30 protein-coding genes and 1 pseudogene are annotated in these 21282 nt (G+C 61.2%); 4 read left to right on the top strand and 27 right to left on the bottom strand.

Annotated features, from left to right (window positions below; translation table 11 throughout):
* Positions 1-13: 13 nt before the first annotated feature.
* On the bottom strand, positions 14-715 hold the full coding sequence (locus tag BJN45_RS03810) for a fumarylacetoacetate hydrolase family protein (protein WP_076092187.1): 702 nt from the start codon (positions 713-715) through the stop codon (positions 14-16).
* Between BJN45_RS03810 and BJN45_RS03805 the strand changes: the two genes are divergently transcribed.
* Positions 714-1697, top strand: a complete 984-nt coding sequence (locus BJN45_RS03805) for a type IV pilus assembly protein FimV (protein WP_139326280.1) — start codon at positions 714-716, stop codon at positions 1695-1697. The genes BJN45_RS03810 and BJN45_RS03805 overlap by 2 nt on opposite strands.
* On the opposite strand, the gene BJN45_RS03800 is transcribed toward BJN45_RS03805, so the two are convergent.
* Positions 1672-2418 carry a Nif3-like dinuclear metal center hexameric protein gene (locus BJN45_RS03800; protein ID WP_076092546.1) on the bottom strand — a complete coding sequence of 249 codons (747 nt, stop codon included), beginning with the start codon at positions 2416-2418 and terminating at the stop codon, positions 1672-1674. The genes BJN45_RS03805 and BJN45_RS03800 overlap by 26 nt on opposite strands.
* 14 nt (positions 2419-2432) lie before the next feature.
* Here BJN45_RS03800 and BJN45_RS03795 point away from each other — a divergent pair, with 14 nt between their 5' ends.
* The gene (locus BJN45_RS03795) at positions 2433-3581 is read left to right on the top strand and encodes a Do family serine endopeptidase (RefSeq protein ID WP_076092183.1); all 1149 of its coding nucleotides are present in this window, start codon (positions 2433-2435) and stop codon (positions 3579-3581) included.
* 5 nt (positions 3582-3586) lie between these two features.
* Positions 3587-4387, top strand: a complete 801-nt coding sequence (locus BJN45_RS03790) for a class II glutamine amidotransferase (RefSeq protein WP_076092181.1) — start codon at positions 3587-3589, stop codon at positions 4385-4387.
* A 7-nt stretch (positions 4388-4394) separates the two neighbouring features.
* On the opposite strand, the gene tatC is transcribed toward BJN45_RS03790, so the two are convergent.
* The 10 genes from tatC to hisB are packed head-to-tail and all read right to left on the bottom strand — an operon-like array spanning position 4395 to position 9804.
* On the bottom strand, positions 4395-5243 hold the full coding sequence (gene tatC, locus BJN45_RS03785; protein WP_076092179.1) for a twin-arginine translocase subunit TatC: 849 nt from the start codon (positions 5241-5243) through the stop codon (positions 4395-4397).
* Positions 5240-5692 (bottom strand): Sec-independent protein translocase protein TatB, encoded by a 453-nt coding sequence (gene tatB, locus BJN45_RS03780; RefSeq protein WP_076092177.1) that lies wholly within the window; start codon positions 5690-5692, stop codon positions 5240-5242. Before tatB ends, tatC begins: the two co-directional genes overlap by 4 nt.
* A gap of 44 nt (positions 5693-5736) precedes the next feature.
* The gene (tatA, locus tag BJN45_RS03775; protein ID WP_076092175.1) at positions 5737-5967 is read right to left on the bottom strand and encodes a Sec-independent protein translocase subunit TatA; all 231 of its coding nucleotides are present in this window, start codon (positions 5965-5967) and stop codon (positions 5737-5739) included.
* 12 nt (positions 5968-5979) lie between these two features.
* Positions 5980-6330, bottom strand: coding sequence for a histidine triad nucleotide-binding protein (locus BJN45_RS03770; RefSeq protein WP_076092173.1), 351 nt, complete (start codon positions 6328-6330; stop codon positions 5980-5982).
* Entirely contained in the window at positions 6327-6656 is a 330-nt protein-coding gene (locus BJN45_RS03765; RefSeq protein WP_076092171.1) for a phosphoribosyl-ATP diphosphatase, read from the bottom strand. The genes BJN45_RS03770 and BJN45_RS03765 overlap by 4 nt, the downstream gene beginning before the upstream one ends.
* Positions 6653-7051: a phosphoribosyl-AMP cyclohydrolase gene (gene hisI, locus BJN45_RS03760; RefSeq protein WP_076092168.1), complete on the bottom strand. Its 399-nt coding sequence runs from the start codon at positions 7049-7051 to the stop codon at positions 6653-6655. The genes BJN45_RS03765 and hisI overlap by 4 nt, the downstream gene beginning before the upstream one ends.
* Positions 7051-7809, bottom strand: coding sequence for an imidazole glycerol phosphate synthase subunit HisF (gene hisF, locus BJN45_RS03755; protein ID WP_076092166.1), 759 nt, complete (start codon positions 7807-7809; stop codon positions 7051-7053). The genes hisI and hisF overlap by 1 nt, the downstream gene beginning before the upstream one ends.
* Complete coding sequence (gene hisA, locus BJN45_RS03750; protein WP_076092164.1) at positions 7809-8549, bottom strand: 1-(5-phosphoribosyl)-5-[(5-phosphoribosylamino)methylideneamino]imidazole-4-carboxamide isomerase; 741 nt, start codon at positions 8547-8549, stop codon at positions 7809-7811. Before hisA ends, hisF begins: the two co-directional genes overlap by 1 nt.
* Positions 8550-8587: 38 nt before the next feature.
* Positions 8588-9220, bottom strand: coding sequence for an imidazole glycerol phosphate synthase subunit HisH (gene hisH / locus BJN45_RS03745; protein ID WP_276205197.1), 633 nt, complete (start codon positions 9218-9220; stop codon positions 8588-8590).
* Positions 9217-9804, bottom strand: a complete 588-nt coding sequence (hisB, locus tag BJN45_RS03740) for an imidazoleglycerol-phosphate dehydratase HisB (RefSeq protein WP_076092162.1) — start codon at positions 9802-9804, stop codon at positions 9217-9219. Before hisB ends, hisH begins: the two co-directional genes overlap by 4 nt.
* Before the next feature lie 90 nt (positions 9805-9894).
* On the opposite strand from hisB, the gene hisC reads away from it, so the two are divergent.
* A complete protein-coding gene (gene hisC / locus BJN45_RS03735; RefSeq protein WP_076092160.1) occupies positions 9895-10980 on the top strand; it encodes a histidinol-phosphate transaminase in 1086 nt (361 codons plus the stop codon).
* A 9-nt stretch (positions 10981-10989) separates the two neighbouring features.
* Here the strand turns inward: hisC and BJN45_RS03730 are convergent, their stop codons facing one another.
* The 15 genes and pseudogenes from BJN45_RS03730 to BJN45_RS03660 all read right to left on the bottom strand — a co-directional run bounded on the left by BJN45_RS03730 (position 10990) and on the right by BJN45_RS03660 (position 21249).
* Positions 10990-11511: a chromate transporter gene (locus BJN45_RS03730; RefSeq protein WP_076092158.1), complete on the bottom strand. Its 522-nt coding sequence runs from the start codon at positions 11509-11511 to the stop codon at positions 10990-10992.
* A complete protein-coding gene (locus BJN45_RS03725) occupies positions 11508-12017 on the bottom strand; it encodes a chromate transporter (protein WP_240494482.1) in 510 nt (169 codons plus the stop codon). Before BJN45_RS03725 ends, BJN45_RS03730 begins: the two co-directional genes overlap by 4 nt.
* A gap of 67 nt (positions 12018-12084) precedes the next feature.
* Entirely contained in the window at positions 12085-13389 is a 1305-nt protein-coding gene (gene hisD / locus BJN45_RS03720; RefSeq protein ID WP_076092154.1) for a histidinol dehydrogenase, read from the bottom strand.
* Entirely contained in the window at positions 13390-14034 is a 645-nt protein-coding gene (gene hisG, locus BJN45_RS03715) for an ATP phosphoribosyltransferase (protein WP_076092152.1), read from the bottom strand.
* Positions 14035-14156: 122 nt separating this feature from the next.
* Positions 14157-14363, bottom strand: coding sequence for a cold-shock protein (locus BJN45_RS03710; RefSeq protein ID WP_028994432.1), 207 nt, complete (start codon positions 14361-14363; stop codon positions 14157-14159).
* 205 nt (positions 14364-14568) lie between these two features.
* Complete coding sequence (gene murA, locus BJN45_RS03705; protein WP_076092150.1) at positions 14569-15822, bottom strand: UDP-N-acetylglucosamine 1-carboxyvinyltransferase; 1254 nt, start codon at positions 15820-15822, stop codon at positions 14569-14571.
* Positions 15815-16057 (bottom strand): BolA family protein, encoded by a 243-nt coding sequence (locus BJN45_RS03700; RefSeq protein ID WP_076092148.1) that lies wholly within the window; start codon positions 16055-16057, stop codon positions 15815-15817. Before BJN45_RS03700 ends, murA begins: the two co-directional genes overlap by 8 nt.
* Positions 16058-16062: 5 nt before the next feature.
* Positions 16063-16815 (bottom strand): ABC transporter permease, encoded by a 753-nt coding sequence (locus tag BJN45_RS03695; RefSeq protein ID WP_076092146.1) that lies wholly within the window; start codon positions 16813-16815, stop codon positions 16063-16065.
* A gap of 29 nt (positions 16816-16844) precedes the next feature.
* Positions 16845-17531: pseudogene (locus tag BJN45_RS03690) on the bottom strand (ABC transporter ATP-binding protein); the annotation flags it as partial.
* Between the two features lie 9 nt (positions 17532-17540).
* Positions 17541-17822, bottom strand: a complete 282-nt coding sequence (locus BJN45_RS03685; RefSeq protein WP_076092144.1) for an STAS domain-containing protein — start codon at positions 17820-17822, stop codon at positions 17541-17543.
* Positions 17819-18442 carry an MlaC/ttg2D family ABC transporter substrate-binding protein gene (locus BJN45_RS03680; RefSeq protein ID WP_076092542.1) on the bottom strand — a complete coding sequence of 208 codons (624 nt, stop codon included), beginning with the start codon at positions 18440-18442 and terminating at the stop codon, positions 17819-17821. The genes BJN45_RS03685 and BJN45_RS03680 overlap by 4 nt, the downstream gene beginning before the upstream one ends.
* An 18-nt stretch (positions 18443-18460) precedes the next feature.
* Positions 18461-19186 (bottom strand): MlaA family lipoprotein, encoded by a 726-nt coding sequence (locus BJN45_RS03675; RefSeq protein WP_076092142.1) that lies wholly within the window; start codon positions 19184-19186, stop codon positions 18461-18463.
* A complete protein-coding gene (gene mlaD / locus BJN45_RS03670) occupies positions 19183-19653 on the bottom strand; it encodes an outer membrane lipid asymmetry maintenance protein MlaD (protein WP_076092140.1) in 471 nt (156 codons plus the stop codon). The genes BJN45_RS03675 and mlaD overlap by 4 nt, the downstream gene beginning before the upstream one ends.
* The gene (gene mlaE, locus BJN45_RS03665) at positions 19650-20444 is read right to left on the bottom strand and encodes a lipid asymmetry maintenance ABC transporter permease subunit MlaE (protein WP_076092138.1); all 795 of its coding nucleotides are present in this window, start codon (positions 20442-20444) and stop codon (positions 19650-19652) included. The genes mlaD and mlaE overlap by 4 nt, the downstream gene beginning before the upstream one ends.
* Positions 20428-21249, bottom strand: a complete 822-nt coding sequence (locus tag BJN45_RS03660) for an ABC transporter ATP-binding protein (protein ID WP_076092136.1) — start codon at positions 21247-21249, stop codon at positions 20428-20430. The genes mlaE and BJN45_RS03660 overlap by 17 nt, the downstream gene beginning before the upstream one ends.
* Positions 21250-21282: the final 33 nt, after the last annotated feature.

The raw sequence follows: 21282 nt of genomic DNA, 5'->3' as shown, positions 1-21282 counted from the left end.
GGACCGAAAAAGCTCAGACGATGCGCGCCTGCAATCCGGGCAGGCCATCGACCCCGGCGACCAGCACTTCACCGCGCAGCAAAGGGCCAACGCCGGCCGGCGTGCCGGTATAGATCAGATCGCCGGCCGCCAGCCGGACCATCGTCGACAGGTTGGCAATGATGTCGGCAACCTTCCAGCCCATCTGTTCAAGATTGCCGTCCTGACGCAGCGTGCCATTGACCTGCAGCCAGATCCGGCCAGTTGAAGGATGGCCGACCTGCGCCACCGGCGCCAGCGGACTACAGACCGCCGACTGGTCGAAACCCTTGCCCATGTCCCACGGATGCCCCTTTTCCTTGGCCTTCGCCTGCAGGTCGCGACGCGTCAGATCGAGCCCGACGCCATAGCCAAAAACCAGCCCAAGCGCATCGTCGACCGCAACATTTGCCCCACCGCTGGCGAGCGCCACCACCATTTCCACCTCGTGATGCAGGTTTGACGTCAGCGGCGGATAAGCGACAGCCAGTTCGCCTTCGCCGCCAACCAGCGCATCACCGGGTTTGGTGAAGAAGAACGGCGGCTCCAGGCCATCGGCCTGCGCCGTCGCCCCCATTTCGCGGGCGTGATCGGCGTAATTGCGGCCGACGCAGAAAATGCGACGCACCGGAAAAACGGCGTCGGTATTGCTCACCGGCAACACCGGTTGAGCTTGAGGCGGAATGATGTAGTGCATGAATGACCCGGTCATAAATCGACAAATATGCAATACTTTAGGCATCGCATCCTGTCATGTTAGCCCGTTTCGCCTGATGAAGCCCAGCCCGCTGCTCGCCCTCTGCCTGCTTCTCCCCCCACTCTCCGGCACTGCTGCCGGCTTGGGAGAACTGGCCGTGCTATCGCGAATCGGCGAGCCGTTACAGGCCGAAGTCGGCATCATCGCCACGCCCGGGGAAAATCTGGAGGCCATCTGCTTCAGCCTCGAAAACGTCAGGAATGCCGACCTGCCGGTGATCACCCGCGCCCGCCTGACACTGGAAAAACATCGCGGCAGCTGGCACTTGCGCATCGCGGCCGGAACAGCGTTGAACGAACCACTGGCGACGCTGCGCCTGCGAGCAGGCTGCGGGGTCGAACTGCAGCGCGATTACATCGTGATGCCTTTGCCACCGGACAGTCGCATCGAACTGGCCGAGCCCGCACCACGCCCGGCGGAAATTGCCCCGCCGCCAAAACAGCCCCCGGCGCCACCCAGAGAATTGGCAAGCAAGCCTCGCAACCCCGTCGAAAACGCCCAACCGAAAGCCCTTCCGGCTCCGGCGAAGCTCACTCAGGCGCCAGTCAGAACACAAAGCGACCGGCTGGTACTCGGCTCATCGCCGATGCTCCTCGACTACACGCTGCCCAAAGCAGTCAGTGACGAAACCGAGGAACGCATGCTGCGCATGGAAACCAGCCTGGCCCGCCTGAACGAGAGCCTGCAAAGTCTGGACAGCGCACTGGCACTCGGTGTCGAAGCGCGCACCCTGGAGCAGGAACTGCAATTGGCCATTGCCCTGCAAAACCCACCTGCCGCCGGTCCGCTGCCTCCCGAGCAGGGAGAACCCGCCTGGCGGAAATGGCTTGAGCTGATTTTCGGCACCCTGCTGGGCGGCGTGCTCACTGCCTTGGCATTACAGTGGCTGAGTCGATTCAGACCGGGTTATCGAGATCGATGAATTCGCAATCGAGCCCGAAGCGCCCGGCCAGATGCCCGGCCAGCGCCTGCACGCCGTAGCGCTCGGTGGCATGATGCCCAGCTGCAATGTAGGCGACACCGCTTTCTTCGGCCAGATGCACCGTCTGCTCGGAAATCTCTCCGGACACATAGAGATCGACCCCCAGCGCAATCGCCTGCTCGAAGTAGCCTTGCGCCCCGCCGGAACACCAGGCGATACGCTTGACCGATTGTTGCGCCTCACCAATGACCAGCGGTTCACGTCCCAGGACACGTCCCAGATTTCCGGCAATCTGGCCCAGTGGCGCGGCATCCGGAAGATGGCCGAACCAGCCGATGTCCTGCTCGCCGAAGCGCCCGTCGGGCAACCAGCCACACAAGGCAGCCAGACGCGCGTTGTTGCCCAGTTCGGCATGGGCATCAAGCGGCAGGTGGTAGGCAAGCAGACTGATGTCATTGCGCAGCAAGGTCGCCAGGCGCTTGCGCCGGATGCCGGTGACCCGGCCATCCTCGCCCTTCCAGAAAAACCCGTGGTGCACGAGAATTGCCTGGGCACCGCGGTCGACCGCAAGATCGAGCAATTTCTGGCTGGCCGTGACGCCGGCGACGATCCGCCGCACCTCGCCATGTCCTTCCACTTGCAGACCGTTTGGGCAATAATCCCGGAACTTCGCAGCTTGCAGCAACTCATCCAGATACTGCGTCAATTCTTCAAGTTTCATCATCACGGATACTCATGCACAGGTTGTGGCTGATTTTTGCACAAACGGTCACCATTGCGTTGGCCATCGTCTTCACGGTTTCGACCCTGAAGCCTGAATGGCTGCCGCAAGGGCAACGCATCATCGCGTTGCAGGAAGCCTCCTCCAGCGCCGGCGGCGAGGCCCGCAGCGCCGGCTCCTATCGCGATGCGGCACGCGCGGCGCTGCCTGCCGTGGTCCATATCTACACGACGCAGCAGGTCCGCCAGCAACGTCACCCGCTGTTCGACGATCCGATCTTCCGGCACTTCTTCGGTGAGCGCCCGGAAGGACAGAACCAGCGCAACTCCGGACTGGGCTCTGGCGTCGTCGTCAGCCAGAACGGCTACATCCTGACCAATTTCCATGTCATCGACGCGGCCGACGACATCCAGGTCTCGCTCAATGACGGCAAGACCTACAAGGCCCGCATCGTCGGCTCCGACCCCGAATCGGATCTGGCCGTACTGCACATCGAAGCCAGCGGGCTGCCGGCAATCACCTTCGGCCAGATGGACAACCTGAGCGTCGGCGATGTCGTGCTCGCCATCGGCAATCCCTTCGGCGTCGGCCAGACGGTCACCATGGGCATCGTCTCGGCACTCGGCCGCTCGCACCTCGGCATCAACACCTTCGAGAACTTCATCCAGACCGACGCCGCGATCAACCCCGGCAACTCGGGTGGCGCGCTGGTCGATGCCCAGGGCAACCTGGTCGGCATCAATACCGCAATCTACTCGCGCACCGGCGGCAACCACGGCATCGGTTTCGCCATTCCCGTCTCCAGCGCCCGCAGCATCATGGAACAGATCATCGAAAACGGTTCGGTCACGCGCGGCTGGATCGGTGTCGAAGCCCAGGAAATCACGCCGGAACTGGCCGAATCATTCAGCCTGCCGGATACCGACGGCGCGCTGATCGCCGGTGTCGTGCGCGGCAGCCCGGCCGACAAGGCCGGCATCCGCCCGGGTGACGTGCTGCTGTCGGTCAACGGCAAGGCGGTCACCGATCCGCAGGTCATGCTCGACCTGATCGCCGACCTGAAACCGGAAGACCGGGCCGGCTTCCGCCTGCGTCGCGACCGCAGCATTCTCGAACTGCAGGTCCGCATCGGCAAACGGCCGCCGCTGCGCGCCGAGGAATAAGCCCGATGTGCCAGCTCCTCGGCATGAACTGCAATGTGCCGACCGACATCTGCTTTTCCTTCTCCGGCTTCCAGGCGCGGGGCGGCGCAACCGATGTCCATGCCGACGGCTGGGGCATCGCCTTTTTCGAAGGGCGTGGCACCCGCCTCTTTCTCGATCCGCAACCCTCGGCCAGCTCACCGGTGGCCGAACTGGTCAGCCATTACCCGATCCGCTCGAAGAACGTCATCGCGCATATCCGCAAAGCGACCCAGGGGTCGATCAAACTGGAAAACACGCATCCGTTCATGCGCGAACTGTGGGGCCGTTACTGGATATTTGCCCATAACGGCAATCTGCTCGACTTTACCCCGGCGCTCGACGGCAGTTTCGTGCCAGTCGGCAATACCGACAGCGAACGTGCCTTCTGCTGGCTGCTGCAGTCCTTCCGCCAGCGCTTTGGCGATCACATGCCGGATGATGCCGCACTGTTCGATGCGCTGCACGAACTGACGCTGGGCATCGCCGCCCACGGTGAATTCAACTTCCTGCTGTCGAATGGCGACTGCCTGCTCGTACACGCCTCGACGCGACTGAGCTATATCGTACGCCAGGCCCCGTTTGCCAAGGCACACCTGAACGACCAGGACATTACCGTCGATTTCAGCGAAGTCACCACGGCGCACGACCGCGTGGCGGTCATCGCCACCTTGCCGCTGACCGACAATGAAGCATGGACGACGATGCCGCCGGGAACGCTGTGGCGCTTCGCCGAAGGCAATGTCGAGGCTCAGCGCGTAACCCGGCCTGGGCCACCGCGCAACTGACTTATCGTTAGCGTTCCAGCTTGCGGAACTCGGCTTCGGCCTTGTCCAGTTCGGCATCCAGTTCGGCGTCGGTTTTTTCCGCCAGACCGGTGTCGACCGCAGCAGCGGCATCCGCCTCGGCCCGCGTGGTGCCTTTCGAAACCAGACTTGCCGCCAGGATACCCAGTTCGTACAGCAGGCACATCGGGATCGCCAGCGCCAGCTGGGACACCACGTCCGGCGGGGTCACCACGGCAGCGACGACGAAGGCGCCGACGACAAAATAAGAGCGCCACTCCTTGAGCTTCTCGACCTTGACCACCCCCAGCTTGACCATCACGACCAGGGCCACCGGTACCTCGAAGGACAGGCCAAACGCCAGGAACATGCTCATCACGAAGGACAGGTAGGCTTCGATATCCGGCGCCGGCGTGATGCTTTTCGGGGCGAAACTGTTGATGAAGTGAAAGACCTGACCGAACACGAAGAAATAGCAGAAAGCCATGCCAAGCAGGAACAGGATCGTGCTGGAAATGATCAGCGGAATGCCCAGGCGACGTTCATGCGCGTAAAGACCGGGGGCGACGAAGCCCCAGGCCTGAAAAAGGATGAACGGCAGGGCCAGCACGAAAGCGACCATCGCGGTGACCTTCAATGGCACCATGAACGGCGTGACGACGCCGATGGCGACCATCTTCGTCCCCTCGGGCAAGGCACTGGTCAGCGGTGCGGCGAGAATATCGTAGATTGCGCCCGGGCCGGGGTAAAGCGCCAGCGCGCCCATGACCACGGCAATCGCGATCAGGCTGCGCAATACCCGGTCGCGCAATTCGACCAGATGGGAAACGAAGGATTCTTCCTGCGGGGCGTCGCTCATGCGGCGTTCGTACTCTTGATGCTGTCCGCCACGGCCGGAGCCGGGGCAGGTGGCGCGATTTCCGGCGTGACGGCCGGGGCCTGGACCTGCGGTTCGGCCACACTGGCCGCCAGCTTGTCCACCTCATTGCCGGCTGCCCGGGCCGTCGCTTCCAGCTCGGCGACCGCCGACTGGACAGGACTTTCAAAACCGGTGCGTACCGTGTCGTACTCCTTGCGCACCGTATCCTCGAGCGAGCGGGCCGATTCACTGACCTGGGCCTGCAACTTCTTCAGTTCGTCGAGTTGCATTTCGCGATTGATGTCCGACTTGACGTCGTTGACATAACGCTGCGCGCGCCCGAGCAGATGGCCGAGCGCCCGCGCCACCTTGGGCAGGCGTTCGGGACCGATGACCAGCAGCGCAACAACGCCGATCACCATCAATTCGGAAAAGCCGATATCGAACATGTATGTTAGCCGTAGGCGAGCCGGCGTGACGCCGGCTCAAGCGGTCAGGACTTGGTCTTTTCCTGGACCTCGACGTCGATGGTCTGGCCACCGACCTGCTGGGTCGGCTGCGCCGCATCGGCCGGTTTGTCGGCGTTGGCTTCCTTCATGCCGTCCTTGAAGCCTTTGACGGCGCCGCCCAGATCCTGACCGACATTGCGCAGTTTCTTGGTGCCGAACACGAGCATGACGATGACCAGGACGATCAGCCAGTGCCAGATGGAAAATGTACCCATGGTGATATCTCCTTAAATTCGCTTGAGCATGGGGCCGACCGGATCGGGTCCGCCCACGATGTGCATGTGCAGATGGGGCACTTCCTGCTGCCCGATCTCGCCAGTGTTGATGATTACCCGGAAGCCACCCGGGCTGCCCTGTTCTACTGCAATTTCGTTGGCCTTGACAAGCATCCGGCCAAGTACCTCGGCATCCTCGGCCGTCGCTGAAGCAAGCGAGGTAATGTGCTTTTTCGGCACCACCAGAACATGTACCGGGCGGGCCGGATGAATGTCCTTGAACGCCAGGATCAACTCGTCCTCATAGACCTTCTGCGACGGAATCGTTCCGGCGACGATCTTGCAGAACAGGCAGTCGCTCACTTGCCGGCGCTCCGCGCAGCCTTCTCGTCAATACCGGAAATGCCTTCACGACGGCGCATTTCCTGCGACACATCCTCGATCGACAAACCATAAAAAGCCAGCAGCACGAGTACGTGATAGATGACGTCGGTCGATTCCCAGACGATGTTCAGCCGCTTGCCGTCCTTGCCGGCCATGATCAGTTCGGCGCATTCCTCGCCGATCTTCTTCAGGATGGAATCCGGACCTTCGGAGAACAGCTTGGCCGTGTAGGACTTTTCCGGATCGGCATTGCGACGCGACGCCAGGGTTTCGGAGAGACGATGCAGAATGTCATGCGTACTCATTTGTATATTTCCTTCGGATCTTTCAAAACCGGATCGACGGCAATCCAGCGATCCCCACTCAATTCATTGAAAAAACAGCTTTCACGTCCGGTATGACAGGCAATGCCGCCAACCTGTTCAACGCTCAGCAACAGGACATCACCGTCGCAATCGGTACGGATGGACTTCACCTTCTGGAAGAAGCCCGATTCCTCACCCTTGCGCCACAAACGCCGGCGCGATCGGGACCAGTATACCGCGTTGCCGCAGTTCACCGTTTCTTGCAGCGACTCCCGGTTCATGAAGGCGAACATGACGATCCGCCCTTCCTGATCCTGGGCAATCGCCGGAATCATGCCGTCGGCGTCCCATTTCAGGGCTTCCAGCCAGGGCAAGGCGTTGTCGAGGTCGGCCATTACAGGCGCACCTCGATGCCGCGCGCAGCCATGTATTCCTTGGCCTGGCGCACGGTGTATTCACCGAAGTGAAAGATTGACGCTGCCAGCACCGCATCGGCGCGGCCTTCGCTGACCCCGTCGGCCAGATGCTGCAGGTTGCCGACACCGCCGGAAGCGATCACCGGAATCTTCACCGCGTCGGAGACGGCGCGGGTCAGCGCCAGATCGAAGCCGTTCTTGGTGCCGTCGCGGTCCATGCTGGTCAGCAGGATTTCACCGGCACCGAGCATTTCCACCTTTTTTGCCCAGTCGACCGCAGAAATCCCGGTGTCGTTACGGCCGCCATGGGTGAACACATGCCACTGGCCGGGTGCCGTCTGCTTGGCGTCGATGGCGACGACGATACACTGCGAACCGACCTTGCTTGAAGCATCGAAGACCAGATCCGGATTCTGCACTGCGGCGGTATTCATCGACACCTTGTCGGCGCCGGCATTGAGCAGACGGCGCACGTCCTCGACCTTGCGCACGCCGCCACCAACGGTCAGCGGAATGAAGACCTGCTCGGCGCAGGCTTCGACGATGTGCAGGATGATGTCGCGCTGATCACTGGATGCCGTGATGTCGAGAAAGGTGACTTCGTCGGCGCCCTGCTCGTTGTAGCGGCGGGCGATCTCGATCGGATCACCGGCATCGCGCAGACCAACGAAATTGGTGCCCTTGACAACCCGGCCAGCGGTGACGTCGAGACAGGGAATGATGCGCTTGGCGAGCATCAGGCGCCCAACTCGTCGGCCAGCTTCTGGGCGGCGGCGAAATCGAGCGAGCCGTCATAGACCGCCCGGCCGGCGATGGTACCGACGACGCCCTCGCCTTCAACGGCGCACAGCGCGCGGATGTCGTCGAGGTTGGACAGGCCGCCGGAGGCGATCACCGGAATCGTCAGCGCCTGCGCCAGGCGCACGGTAGCTTCGATGTTCAGACCGGAGAGCATGCCGTCGCGGCCGATGTCGGTGTAGATGATCGATTCGACGCCGTAATCCTCGTATTTCTTGCCCAGATCGACGACATCGTGACCGGTCAGTTTCGACCAGCCGTCGGTCGCCACCTTGCCGTCCTTGGCGTCGAGCCCGACGATGATGTGGCCGGGGAAAGCGACGCAGGCGTCGTGCAGGAAGCCGGGGTTCTTGACCGCGGCAGTGCCGATGATGACGTAGGACAAACCACCGTCGAGGCAGGCTTCGATGGTGTCGAGATCGCGAATGCCGCCACCGAGCTGGACCGGGATGTCGTCGCCGACTTCCGCCAGGATCGCCTTGATCGCCGCAGCGTTCTTCGGCTTGCCGGCGAAGGCTCCGTTCAGGTCAACCAGATGCAGGCGCCGGGCGCCCTGGTCAAGCCAGTGCCGAGCCTGTTCGGCCGGGCTGTCGGAGAAAATGGTGGCCTGTTCCATCAGGCCTTGTTTGAGGCGGACACATTGTCCGTCCTTCAGGTCGATTGCGGGGATGATCAGCATGGGGAATCAACGGAGAGTAAAAATTCGGCAGACGCGAATCAGGGGCGCCACTCGACAAAATTCTTCAAAAGCTGCAGGCCGTCGCGGGCGCTTTTCTCGGGATGGAACTGAACGGCAAAGATATTATCCCGGCCCACCGCACAGGTAAAGGGCACGCCGTAGTCGGTCGTGCCGACAGTCAGCGCCGGATCGATGGTCTGCACGCAGTAGCTGTGCACAAAATAGAAACGCGAGTTGTCGGCGATGCCGGCCCACAGCGCGTGCGGTGCCTGCCGGACTTCGTTCCAGCCCATGTGCGGCACCTTCAGGCGCAGGCCGTTGCGGTCGACCATCCGTTCGTCGGGAAAACGCTTCACCTCGCCTGGAAAAACCCCCAGGCCGGCAACATCGCCTTCCTCGCTGCGTTCGAACAGCATTTGCTCACCGACACAGATACCGAGGAAAGGCTTGTCCTGCGCCGCCTGCAGCACGACTGCGCGCAAGCCGCGGGCATCGAGTTCGCGCATGCAGTCGGGCATCGCGCCCTGACCGGGAAATACGACACGCTCGGCGGCTGCAACGACGGCCGGATCGGCGGTGACGACCACCGGCGTGCCGCCGGCAACATGCTCCAGCGCCTTCGACACCGAGCGCAGATTGCCCATGCCATAGTCGATGACGGCGATGGTCACAGCGAACCCTTCGTCGACGGCATGCAGCCAGCCATGCGCGGATCCGGCGTGACCGCCATGCGCAGTGCCCGGCCGAAGGCCTTGAAGATGGTTTCGGCCTGGTGGTGGGCATTCTTGCCGCGCAGGTTGTCGATGTGCAGCGTCATGCCGGCGTGATTGACCAGGCCGTGGAAGAACTCGGACACCAGGTCGACGTCGAACTGGCCGATCACCGCCCGCGTGAAATCGCAATTGAGCTCGAGCCCGGGCCGGCCGGACAGGTCGATGACGACCCGCGACAAGGCCTCGTCAAGCGGCACGTAGCTGTGGCCGTAACGGGTCAGGCCCTTCTTGTCGCCCCAGGCCTTGGCCAGCGCCTGGCCGAGCGTGATGCCGATATCCTCGACGGTGTGATGCGCGTCGATATGCAGGTCCCCCCGGGCGTCGATGTCGAGGTCGATCAGCCCGTGCCGGGCGATCTGGTCGAGCATGTGGTCGAGGAAGGGAACACCGGTGGCGAACTTGCCCTGACCGGTGCCGTCGAGATTCAGACGCACGGTAATCTGCGTCTCCAGGGTGTTACGGGTGACTTCGGCTTGCCGCATGACTTGTCTTCGAGCAGAGGGCTGCAAAACGTTGAAACGGAGGGGCATGATACCATTTCGTCCATCTTTTACGCCTTCCGTGAAAACCCCATGAGCCGTTTCTGGAGCCAGGTCGTCCGCGACCTCACACCGTATGTTCCGGGCGAGCAGCCCAAGATCGCCAACCTGATCAAGCTGAACACCAACGAACACCCCTTCCCGCCGTCGCCCGCCGTCGTCGCGGCAATCCAGGCCGAGCTCGGCGATGACGGTGCCCGCCTGCGCCTCTACCCGGACCCCAATGCCGACCTGCTGAAGAACGCCGTTGCCCGCCGCTACGCCGTCACGGCGGCCGAAGTCTTCGTCGGCAACGGTTCGGACGAAGTGCTGGCGCATGTCTTCATGGCCCTGTTGAAGCACGATGCGCCGATCCTGTTTCCGGACATCACCTACAGTTTCTATCCGGTCTATTGCGGGCTGTACGGCGTGGACAGCATCACCATTCCGCTCGCCGCCGACTTCTCGATCGATCCTGCGGATTATTGCGGTCAACCGGGCAAAAACGGAAAAATCGGCGGCATCATCTTCCCCAACCCGAATGCACCGACCGGCCGACTAATGGCGCTCGATGCCGTCGAGCAGATCGTGCGCGCCAATCCGGATTGTGTCGTCGTCGTCGACGAAGCCTACGTCGATTTCGGTGGCGATACGGCAATCCCGCTGACGCAGAAGTACGACAACCTGCTGGTCATCCACACGCTGTCGAAATCGCGCTCGCTGGCCGGCCTGCGGGTGGGCTATGCGGTCGGGCACCCGGCTTTGATCGAAGCGCTGGAGCGGGTCAAGAACAGTTTCAACTCCTACCCGCTGGATCGCCTGGCGATCGTCGGTGCCGTCGCCGCAATCGAGGACGAAACCCACTTCCAGACCTGCTGCCAGGCCGTCATCGCCACGCGCACGCAGTTGAGCGCAGATCTCGCCGCGCTCGGCTTCGAGGTACTGCCATCAGCCGCCAATTTCATCTTCGCCCGCCATCCCCAGCGTGATGCAGCGGAACTGGCCAGGGCGCTGCGCGAGCGCAGCATCATCGTCCGGCACTTCAAGCTGCCGCGCATCGACCAGTTCCTGCGCATCACCATCGGCAGCGACGCCGACTGTCAGGCACTGACCGACGGCCTGCGCGACATCCTCGGCTGAACGCCGAACTCAGACCAGGCCGAGCAGCCCGAGCAACGCACCCGCGCCGATGAACCACAGCGGGTGCAGTTTCGTCTTCAGGCTGGCGACCACGGTCGCCACCAGCAAGCCCCAGGCGGCGAGCCCCAAGCCGGCTGACTGGGCGATCAGCGTCGCGCCGGAGAAAACCAGACCAACGGCCAGCGGCGCCACGCCGAGACTGATCGCCTTCTGCCAGCGCTTGCCGGCAAAACTCTCCCAACGATCGATCAGCAGGTAGATCAACACGCTCATCGGCAGACACATCGCCAGCGTCGCCGCCAGCGCCCCGCCCAGGCCGGCAACTTTCCAGCCGATCAGCGTCACCACCAGCACATTCGGCCCGGGTGCCGCCTGCGCGATGGCGTAAAGATGGGTGAAGGTCGTGTCGTCGAGCCACTGGTGCTGTTCGACAACCACCCGGTGCATTTCCGGCAGCAGCGCCGTTGCCCCGCCGAAGGCAACGAAGGACAGGATCGCAAACTCGCGGAACAGCTCGAACATCAGGCTCATCGCCGCCCCAGCCGCCAGTACGCCAGCCCGCCCGACAGCGCCAGCCCGCCGAGCATGACCCACAGCATCGGCCAGCGCAGCCAGGCGATGCCGGCGACGACCAGCACGACAAAGGGCAGAAAGGCCGCCTTGTCGCGAATGGCCGTGCCCATGCGCCAGGCCATCGCGAACAGCAAGCCGGCGCCGACGGCGGCGACGCCCTTCAGCATCGACTGGGCCACCGGCAGATTGCCGTACGCGTCATAGAGCAGCGCCAGCAGCAACACGATGGCGATCGGCCCGGCCAGCAGACCAACCGGAGCGACAATGGCGCCGGCCAGACCCTGATAGCGCTTGCCGACGACCACCGCCAGATTGACCACATTCGGCCCCGGCAGAAACTGGCACAGCCCCAACTGGGCGTTGAATTCCTCGGCGGTCATCCAGCGCCGCTGCTCGACCAGCATGCGTCGGGCAAAAGGCAGTACACCGCCAAAACCGGACAGGCCAACCGATGAAAAGCCCAAAAAAAGCGCCCGGAGATCCGGGCGCGGGGGATTTTCAGGATTTATCACGGTCGACCGCAGAAATGGCTCAGTCTTCCAGCCGGAATTCCGCCGACTTCGCATGCGCCGGCAGTCCTTCGCCGTGCGCCAGCGTAGACGCGATACGCCCCAGCGTCTGCGCTCCGGCTTTCGACACCTTGATCAGACTGGTGCGCTTCTGGAAATCATAGACACCGAGCGGCGACGAAAAACGCGCCGAGCCGGACGTCGGCAGCACGTGGTTCGGCCCGGCGCAATAGTCGCCGAGCGATTCCGAGGTGTAGTGACCGATGAAGATGGCGCCAGCGTGGTGGATCTTGTCGACCCAGGGATCGGGATCGGCCAGCGCCAGTTCGAGATGCTCCGGCGCGACGCGGTTGGCGATCGCCACCGCCTCGTCCATGTCGCGAACCAGGATGAAGGCACCGCGATTGGTCAGCGAGGTGCGGATGGTTTCCTGGCGCGGCATCGTCGGCAGCAACTTCTCGATGCTCGCCTGCACCCGCTCGAGGAAAGCCGCATCGGTACAGATCAGGATCGATTGCGCCAGCTCGTCGTGCTCGGCCTGCGAGAAGAGGTCCATCGCCACCCAGTCCGGATTGCCGGAACCATCCGACACCACCAGGATTTCCGACGGCCCGGCCACCATGTCGATGCCGACGATGCCGAACACCCGCCGCTTGGCCGTAGCCACGTAAGCATTGCCCGGACCGACGATCTTGTCCACCTGCGGCACGGTCTGCGTACCGTAGGCCAATGCCCCGACCGCCTGCGCGCCACCGAGCGTGAACACCCGGTCGACGCCGGCCAGACAGGCCGCTGCCAGCACCAGCTGGTTCTTTTCACCGTCCGGCGTCGGCACGACCATGATCAGTTCCTTGACGCCGGCCACCTTGGCCGGAATCGCGTTCATCAGCACCGACGACGGATAGGCCGCCTTGCCACCGGGCACGTAGAGGCCGACGCGGTCGAGCGGCGTGATCATCTGGCCGAGCATGGTGCCGTCGGCTTCGGTATAGGACCAACCTTCAAGACGCTGCTTCTCGTGATAGACGCGCACCCGGTGCGCAGCCGCTTCAAGCGCGGCGCGACGGTCGGCCGGCAGCGCGTCGAGCGCGGCCTGCATTTCCACCCGGGTCAGTTCCAGATCGGCCATCGAAGCGGCCGCCAGGCGGTCGAAACGATTGGTGTATTCGATCACGGCAGCATCACCGCGCGTCTTGACGTCGGCCAGGATGCCGGCGACGGTGCGCTCGATACCTTCATCCGCCGCCGCCTCGAAGGCGAGCAGCGCATTCATTTTTGCCGAAAAATCGGCGTCGACCGTAGACAGGCGCTTGATCGCAACAGCCATTTACTTCTCCACCGCCCGGGCAAAGGCGTCGATGATCGGTTGCAGGGTCTCGCGCTTGACCTTCAGCGCCGCCTGATTGACGACCAGGCGCGAGGAAATGTCCATGATGTGCTCGCAAGCAACCAGCTTGTTGGCCTTCAACGTACCGCCGGTGGACACCAGATCGACGATGGCGTCGGCCAGACCGGCCAGCGGCGCCAGCTCCATCGAGCCGTAGAGCTTGATCAGGTCCACATGAACGCCTTTGGCGGCGAAATGCTCGCGCGCGGTCTTGATGTACTTCGACGCCACCTTGAGGCGATTGCCCTGGCGCACGGCGTTCTGGTAATCGAAGCCTTCCGGGATGGCGACCATCATCCGGCACTTGGCGATCTTCAGATCCAGCGGCGCATACAGCCCTTCGCCGCCATGCTCGATCAGCACATCCTTGCCGGCGACGCCGATGTCGGCTGCACCGTACTGGACATAGGTCGGCACATCGGTGGCGCGAACGATGACGACGCGCACATCGGGCTGATTGGTCTCGATGATCAGCTTCCGGGAGGTTTCCGGATTCTCGGTCGGCACAATGCCGGCAGCAGCCAGCAAGGGCAGGGTCTCGTCGAAGATGCGGCCCTTCGAAAGGGCAATGGTGATACCGGTCACGGGCGAAGTCTCGTGGGGGAAAAATGCGATTTTACCGCAAAGCGGCAAGGCCGCCGAAAGCTGCGGCCAAAAAGCAAAAAGCCCGGCAAGCCGGGCTTTTCGATACAGGCGTATCCGGTAGCTTATTCAGCCGGGCGGATGTTGGCAGCCTGCTTGCCCTTCGGGCCATTGACGACGTCGAACGTCACCTTCTGGTTCTCGGCCAGGGTCTTGAAACCATTGCCTTGAATTGCAGAGAAGTGAGCGAAGAGGTCTTCACCACCTTCAGACGGGGAGATGAAACCAAAACCTTTGGAGTCGTTGAACCACTTGACGGTACCAGTTGCCATTTTATAGCTTCCTTGGAAAAAATATTAATAAGAACGAGAACCAAGACCGAGGAGCTGACAAACCGATTACGGTGCAGGAACAACACACTGCCTGGAAATCCCGAACCTTGAGTATGGGGGCATAAGGGAAATAAGCAAAGCTTTTTTTAAGATTTTTTGCGGTCGACCGCAAAAAAACATTAAATTCGTCCATCAAGCAACAGCATCAACGAACCCGCCGTACGCTTGCACCGAGGCTCGCCAGCTTTTCCTCGATCCGCTCGTAGCCACGGTCAAGGTGATAAATCCGGTCGATCAGCGTTTCACCGCGCGCGACGAGCCCAGCGATGATCAACGAAGCCGAAGCACGCAGATCAGTCGCCATCACCGTCGCACCTTCCAGCTTGTCAGCGCCGCGGACAATCGCGTTGTTGCCTTCGATCTGGATGTTGGCACCGAGACGCATCAGTTCGCTGACGTGCATGAACCGATTTTCGAAAATGGTCTCGCGGATCGTCGCCACACCGTCGGCAACGCAATTGATGGCCATGAACTGCGCCTGCATGTCGGTCGGAAACGCCGGATAGGGTGCCGTGCGCAGGCTCACGGCCTTCAGCCGCGGCGGCGCGGAAAGACGGATCGCATCGCGCTCGACGACCACGTCACAACCGGCATCCATCAACTTGTCCACGACGGAATCCAGGTAGGCAGCCGAGGTCCTGGTCAAGCGGACATTGCCACCGGTGACAGCCGCCGCACACAGGTAAGTCCCCGTTTCGATGCGATCCGGCATGATCGAATGGCGCGCACCATGCAGCTTCTCCACTCCCTGGATGCGGATGATGTCGGTGCCGGCACCGGATATCCGTGCCCCCATCGAAATCAGGCAGTTGGCCAGATCGACGACTTCCGGCTCGCGCGCGGCGTTCTCGATGATCGTCTCGCCTTCTGCCAGGCAGGCCGCCATCATCAGGTTCTCGGTCCCGGTCACGGTCACCATGTCGGTGCAGATGCGCGCGCCCTTCAGCCGACTGGCCTTGGCGTGCACATAGCCCTGTTCGACGGTAACCTCCGCCCCCATGGCCTGCAGGCCCTTTATGTGCTGATCGACCGGCCGGGCACCAATCGCGCAGCCGCCCGGCAGCGACACGCGAGCCTCGCCACAGCGCGCAACCAGCGGGCCAAGCACGAGGATCGAAGCGCGCATGGTCTTGACCATCTCGTAGGAGGCCACCGGATTGTTCAGACCGCGGCCGTCAAGCGTCAGCCCGTCGGCACCATCATTGGCAACGCCGACACCCATATCGCCAAGCAGGCGGAGCATCGTCGAGATGTCGTTCAGTTGCGGCACATTGACCAGCTCAAGCGGATCGGCCGACAGCAAGGATGCGCACAAGATCGGCAAGGCGGCATTCTTGGCGCCCGACATGGCAACTTCGCCGGAAAGGACGCTACCGCCCTGAATCAACAATTTATCCACGCTGGGCGCTCCATTCTTCAGGGGTCAGTGTCTTGAATGACAAGGCATGCAGTTCGCCAGTCGCCAACTTTTCCTTGAGCGTCTGGTACACGCGCTGCTGGCGCTGGACACGATTCTTGCCGACAAACTCGGCGCTGACGACAAGAGCCTCGAAATGCTGGCCATCGCCATCCAGTTCAAGGTGGTCGCAGGCCATGCCGGCGAGGATGAGTTGCTTGATCAGTTCGGGATGCATGCGTATCAGTTTCTCAGTTTCCAGCCGCGCTTGAGCAAGGCCAGCGTTAACAGACTGGTCACCGCCAGGCAGACAGCGACCACCGCCAGACTACGCTCCGGCGCCACGTCCGAAACGCCGAAAAAGCCGTAGCGGAAGCCGTCGATCATGTAAAAAACGGGATTGTAATGGGACAACTGCTGCCAGAACGTTGGCAATGTGTAAATCGAATAGAAGACGCCAGAGAGCATGGTCAAGGGCATGATCAGGAAATTCTGGAAAGCCGCCAACTGGTCGAACTTCTCCACCCAGATACCGGCAATCACCCCCAGCACCCCGAACCATGCGCCACCGAATACAGCAAAGGCAAGTATCCACCACGGTGCCACGACCTGCAGTTCGACAAACCACACGGTGGCCAGCAACACCCCGACGCCTACCATCAAGCCCCGTACCAGCGCCGCCAGCACATAGGCAATGAAAAAGACACTGTAAGGCAAGGGCGGCAACAGCACGAATACGATGGAACCGGTAACCTTGGCCTGGATCAGGCTGGACGAGGAATTGGCGAAGGCATTCTGCAATACCTGCATCATCACCAGCCCGGGAATCAGGAAACTGGTGTAACCGACACCATGCACCCGGACATGATCCTCAAGCACATGCCCGAAGATCATCAGGTAGAGCATCGCCGTCAGCACCGGCGCCGCGACGGTCTGGAAGGCAACCTTCCAGAAACGCAGCACTTCCTTGTAGAAAAGCGTCCAGAAACCGATCATTGACGCATCGTCCGCATGAAAACCTCTTCCAGCGACGCACCGGGATGCGCCGCCATCAGGTTGGCCGTACTGTCCAGCGCAATCACCTGCCCCTGCTTCATCAGGGCAATCCGGCCGCACAGGGCTTCGGCCTCTTCCAGATAATGCGTGGTCAGGATGATCGCATGCCCCTCGCTGTTAAGCCGACGGACGAACTGCCACAAACCCTGACGCAACTCGACATCAACCCCAGCCGTGGGCTCGTCGAGAACGATGACCGGCGGTTTGTGCACCAGCGCCTGGGCCACCAGGACCCGCCGCTTCATGCCGCCGGACAGGCTGCGCATATTGGCATCGGCCTTGGTACTCAGATCCAGATGGTCCAGGATTTCGTCAATCCAGTCATCATTCCGGCGAATGCCGAAATAGCCGGACTGAATGCGCAAGGCTTCGCGGACACTGAAAAAGGGATCAAACACCAACTCCTGCGGCACGACGCCGAGGAGTCGCCGGGCGGCACGAAAATCACGCACGACATCATGCCCAAGCACCTTGATCTGCCCTGAATCCTGACGTGACAAACCAGCCAGACAAGAGATCAGCGTCGTCTTGCCGGCACCATTCGGGCCGAGCAAACCGAAAAATTCACCTTGCGCAATTTCGAGCGAGACACCGGCCAGCGCCTTCAGCGAACCGAAAGACTTGACGACGTCGACGATGGATACAGCAGGAACCATGAGGGCCAATCAGGCCTGGGGCAGCAGCGCGGTAATGCCGTAAAGCTCGGCAAGCGACAGAACACCGGCTGGCACACCGGAAAAACTTACCTTGGCGCCAATCCGCACAGCGTGACGCAACCAGCCCAGCATGACCGCGACCGCCGACGAATCTGCCTCGGCAACCGCAGAAAGGTCAAACACCACGTCACCTTTCGTCATTTGCGCGCAGCCCTCGCCCAGCAATACCCGCGCATTATCCATCACCATCGCGCCACTGACATTCAGCCGATCGGCCGAGCGTTCGATCATTTCCGGGCGGCCTTGGAGGCAGTTGCCTCAAGCGACTTGTTCTTGGCCGCCAGGCTCGCGATCAGCCCGTCAATGCCGCCGTCGCGCACTTCACGTGAAAACTGCTCGCGGTAATTCGTCACCAGGCTGATGCCAGCGACAACGACGTCATACACTTTCCACTTACCATCAGCCAGTTCCAGCCAGTAATCAATCTGCACCGGCTGACTGCCTGGCTGAATGACTTCGGAACGGACCAGGACATCAGTTTCACCATCCTTCATCCGGAACGGCTTGAAAACGATACGCTGGTTGCTATAACTGGTCAGTGCGTTGGAGTAGGTGCGCACGAGGAGCATCTTGAACTCTTCGGCAAGACGGTTTTTTTGTGCGGGATTCGCCCCCCGCCAGTCACGCCCGACAGCGAGCGAGGTCATGCGCTGGAAATTGAAATTCGGCAGGACCTTGGCATCAACGAGAGCAACAATCTTCTGCGTATCGCCATTCCGGATATCCTTGTCCTGACGGACGATATCCAGCACCTCTTCCGATACACGCTTGACCATGGCATCCGGCGCCTCGGCGGCCATCGCCGAAACAGAAACCAGACATACAAGGAGAGCGGCAAAAAATCGATTCATCATTGAAACCCGTCAGATTCAGTAATCTTCACGCGGCGGACGGCCATCGTGAATCAGATTGCGCCGACGCTGCAGATAAGCGTCCCGAATATATGCGTACTTGTCCAGCGAAGCCTCCTCGACAATTTTGTCAGCCGGCAACAAACCTGCGCGGATATCGACAAAACGCAGCACTGAAGTACCCACTCGCACGCTACCTGGACTGACAAACGAAACGGGATCAACCCACGTATCCACAGCCCAGCCCGCGGTATCGCGAGTGGTTCGCGGGCCGATCACCGGGAAGAAGAGGTAGGGGCCGTCATTGACACCCCAGACAGCCAGCGTCTGGCCAAAATCCTCGTTGTAACGTTCCAGGCCCATCTCACTGGCAACGTCGAACAAGCCGAAGATGCCGACTGTCGAATTGATCAGCAAGCGCGCGACACCCGTACCTGCATCACCAACCTTGCCTTGCATGGCATTATTGGCGCCGACCCAGACTTCACCGACATTGCCGAAAAAATTACCGACACTGGCCTTGACCGGCAACGGAACTGCTGCATCATAGGCTTGGGCAACGGGACGTGCAGCATACTTGTCCAGCACTTCGTTGGTCGAGAACATGGCACGATTGAAGCCCTCAAAAGGGTCGCGCTGGCTCTCCTGAGCATTGACCAGCCCTGTGCCGGCAACCGCCAAAGCCCCCCCGAAGGCCAGCAGGCCAACCAGTCGCCGAATCGAAAATCCTGCCATTACTGTCATTTGCTATCCTGTCCTTCAGCCGCCTTGTTGAAGAGGAATTGGCTAATCAGTTTTTCCAAGACTACCGCCGACTGGGTCATTTTCACCGAATCGCCCGGCTGCAACATCTTCTCGTCGCCACCAACATCAAAACCGATGTACTGCTCACCCAGCAAGCCCGCCGTATAAATGGAGGCAAAGGTATCGCGCGGGAAACGATAGCGTCCGTCGATATTCATCGTCACCTGCGCCTGGTAGCTCTCCGGATCAAAACGTATGTCCGAAATCCGCCCCACCAGCACGCCCGCACTTCTGACCGGGCCACGTACCTTGAGGCCGCCGATGTTATCAAACTTGGCTTGCAGCACATAGGTTTCAGACAGGTGCGCCGAGGAAAGATTTCCCACCTTGAGCGCTAAAAACAACACTGCTGCCAGACCCAAAGCAACAAAAAAGCCGACCCACAGATCGAGAACGGTACGGTTCATGAATTACCCCGGAACATGAACGAAGTGAGAATGAAATCCAGCGCCAATATGGTCATCGCCGAGGTAACCACAGTACGAGTGATTGCCCGCGACACCCCCTCTGCCGTCGGCACGGAGTCATAACCTTCGAAAACAGCGATCAACGAGACCGCAAAACCAAAAACAACACTTTTGATGATGCCATTCAGGATGTCATAGCGAAAATCAACACTCGACTGCATCTGTGACCAGAAGGCGCCATCATCGACTCCGATGAGGACGACGCCGACCAACCAGCCGCCAAACACGCCCATCGCCGAGAACATCGCAGCCAGCAAGGGCATCGAGATCACACCACCCCAGAAGCGGGGTGCAACGACACGGGCGATCGGATTGACCGCCATCATGTCCATGGCTTTCAGTTGTTCGGTCGCCTTCATCAAGCCGATTTCCGCAGTAATCGACGAACCGGCGCGCGATGCAAACAGCAAGCCTGCCACCACCGGCCCGAGTTCCCGAACCAGCGACAGGGCAACCAGTATCCCCAGCGCCTCGGTCGAACCGTAGCGCTGCAAGGTTTCGTACCCCTGCAAGCCGAGCACCAGACCAACGAACAGTCCGGAAACCAGAATGATCATCAACGACAGCACACCGCTGAAGTAGATCTCGCGCAAGGTCAGAGGCAGGCGCCGGAAAGCCGTTCCCGAATGAAGCAGGATGGCAAAAAAGAAACGTGTCGCGAAACCCAGTCGCCAGATACGGTCGACCGTGGCATGCCCCAGACTGCGTACCAGATCAAGCGGCCCCGACATGCGCGCCTCCCGGCATGAAATCCTGCCCCACCGACGGGGCCGGGTAATCGAAATGCACCGGCCCATCGGGCTCGGCGTGGACAAATTGATGCACAAAGGGGTCGCGCGAAGCGCGTATTTCGTCTGGCGTACCCTCGGCAACAACCTGGCCGCCGTTGAGGAAGTAAATGTAGTCGACGATCAGCAGGGACTCCTGAATATCGTGCGTCACCATGATCGAGGTCGCCCCCAAGGCATCATTCAGCGACCGGATCAGGCGGCCGATCACCCCAAGGGCAATCGGGTCCAGGCCGGTAAATGGCTCGTCGTACATGATCAACATCGGATCCAGCGCAATCGCCCGGGCCAGCGCCACACGCCTGGCCATGCCACCGGACAGCGAGCCGGGCATCAAGGCATGGGCACCGCGCAAACCGACAGCCTCGAGTTTCATCAGCACCAGGTCACGGATCATTTCTTCCGAAAGATTGGTGTGCTCGCGCAACGGGAAAGCCACGTTCTCGAAAACCGTCAGATCGGTAAATAACGCACCGAACTGGAAAAGCATGCCCATGCGCCGCCGCAAGCGGTACAACTCGGCCTCGGACATCTGGCAAACCTGGTGTTTTTCCAGGCGCACGCTCCCGCCGGTAGGATGCAATTGCCCACCGATACAGCGCAGCAAAGTCGTCTTGCCACAGCCAGAGCCACCCATGATGGCCACCACCTTGCCGCGCGGAATCTTCATGTTGATTCCCTGCAGCACGGGTCGGCCGTCATAGTTGAAGTGAAGGTCTTGGATATCGACCAGGATGTCGTCTGACAACGCACGCTTCCTCTAAAAGATTGCCGGCATTCT

The organism is Azonexus hydrophilus (assembly GCF_001956855.1).
GTDB classification, from domain to species: Bacteria; Pseudomonadota; Gammaproteobacteria; order Burkholderiales; family Rhodocyclaceae; genus Azonexus; species Azonexus hydrophilus_A.
The sequence above is the reverse complement of the archived record's forward strand: the minus strand, read 5'-3'. Positions and strand labels throughout refer to the sequence as shown.

Excerpts from the sequence above, each read along its gene's own strand:
- BJN45_RS03800 (WP_076092546.1), bottom strand. The coding sequence starts at position 2,418 with ATGAAACTTGAAGAATTGACGCAGTATCTGGATGAGTTGCTGCAAGCT.
- BJN45_RS03680 (WP_076092542.1), bottom strand. The coding sequence starts at position 18,442 with ATGAATCGATTTTTTGCCGCTCTCCTTGTATGTCTGGTTTCTGTTTCG.
- hisB (WP_076092162.1), bottom strand. The coding sequence starts at position 9,804 with ATGCGGCAAGCCGAAGTCACCCGTAACACCCTGGAGACGCAGATTACC.
- hisC (WP_076092160.1), top strand. The coding sequence starts at position 9,895 with ATGAGCCGTTTCTGGAGCCAGGTCGTCCGCGACCTCACACCGTATGTT.
- BJN45_RS03805 (WP_139326280.1), top strand. The coding sequence starts at position 714 with ATGAATGACCCGGTCATAAATCGACAAATATGCAATACTTTAGGCATC.
- tatB (WP_076092177.1), bottom strand. The coding sequence starts at position 5,692 with ATGTTCGATATCGGCTTTTCCGAATTGATGGTGATCGGCGTTGTTGCG.
- BJN45_RS03795 (WP_076092183.1), top strand. The coding sequence starts at position 2,433 with ATGCACAGGTTGTGGCTGATTTTTGCACAAACGGTCACCATTGCGTTG.
- tatC (WP_076092179.1), bottom strand. The coding sequence starts at position 5,243 with ATGAGCGACGCCCCGCAGGAAGAATCCTTCGTTTCCCATCTGGTCGAA.
- hisD (WP_076092154.1), bottom strand. The coding sequence starts at position 13,389 with ATGGCTGTTGCGATCAAGCGCCTGTCTACGGTCGACGCCGATTTTTCG.
- BJN45_RS03730 (WP_076092158.1), bottom strand. The coding sequence starts at position 11,511 with ATGAGCCTGATGTTCGAGCTGTTCCGCGAGTTTGCGATCCTGTCCTTC.
- BJN45_RS03695 (WP_076092146.1), bottom strand. The coding sequence starts at position 16,815 with ATGATCGGTTTCTGGACGCTTTTCTACAAGGAAGTGCTGCGTTTCTGG.
- hisF (WP_076092166.1), bottom strand. The coding sequence starts at position 7,809 with ATGCTCGCCAAGCGCATCATTCCCTGTCTCGACGTCACCGCTGGCCGG.
- BJN45_RS03685 (WP_076092144.1), bottom strand. The coding sequence starts at position 17,822 with ATGATCGAACGCTCGGCCGATCGGCTGAATGTCAGTGGCGCGATGGTG.
- BJN45_RS03700 (WP_076092148.1), bottom strand. The coding sequence starts at position 16,057 with ATGCATCCCGAACTGATCAAGCAACTCATCCTCGCCGGCATGGCCTGC.
- BJN45_RS03790 (WP_076092181.1), top strand. The coding sequence starts at position 3,587 with ATGTGCCAGCTCCTCGGCATGAACTGCAATGTGCCGACCGACATCTGC.
- BJN45_RS03710 (WP_028994432.1), bottom strand. The coding sequence starts at position 14,363 with ATGGCAACTGGTACCGTCAAGTGGTTCAACGACTCCAAAGGTTTTGGT.
- BJN45_RS03765 (WP_076092171.1), bottom strand. The coding sequence starts at position 6,656 with ATGAGTACGCATGACATTCTGCATCGTCTCTCCGAAACCCTGGCGTCG.
- tatA (WP_076092175.1), bottom strand. The coding sequence starts at position 5,967 with ATGGGTACATTTTCCATCTGGCACTGGCTGATCGTCCTGGTCATCGTC.
- hisA (WP_076092164.1), bottom strand. The coding sequence starts at position 8,549 with ATGCTGATCATCCCCGCAATCGACCTGAAGGACGGACAATGTGTCCGC.
- mlaE (WP_076092138.1), bottom strand. The coding sequence starts at position 20,444 with ATGTCGGGGCCGCTTGATCTGGTACGCAGTCTGGGGCATGCCACGGTC.
- BJN45_RS03675 (WP_076092142.1), bottom strand. The coding sequence starts at position 19,186 with ATGACAGTAATGGCAGGATTTTCGATTCGGCGACTGGTTGGCCTGCTG.
- hisI (WP_076092168.1), bottom strand. The coding sequence starts at position 7,051 with ATGGCCGACCTCGACAACGCCTTGCCCTGGCTGGAAGCCCTGAAATGG.
- mlaD (WP_076092140.1), bottom strand. The coding sequence starts at position 19,653 with ATGAACCGTACCGTTCTCGATCTGTGGGTCGGCTTTTTTGTTGCTTTG.
- BJN45_RS03810 (WP_076092187.1), bottom strand. The coding sequence starts at position 715 with ATGCACTACATCATTCCGCCTCAAGCTCAACCGGTGTTGCCGGTGAGC.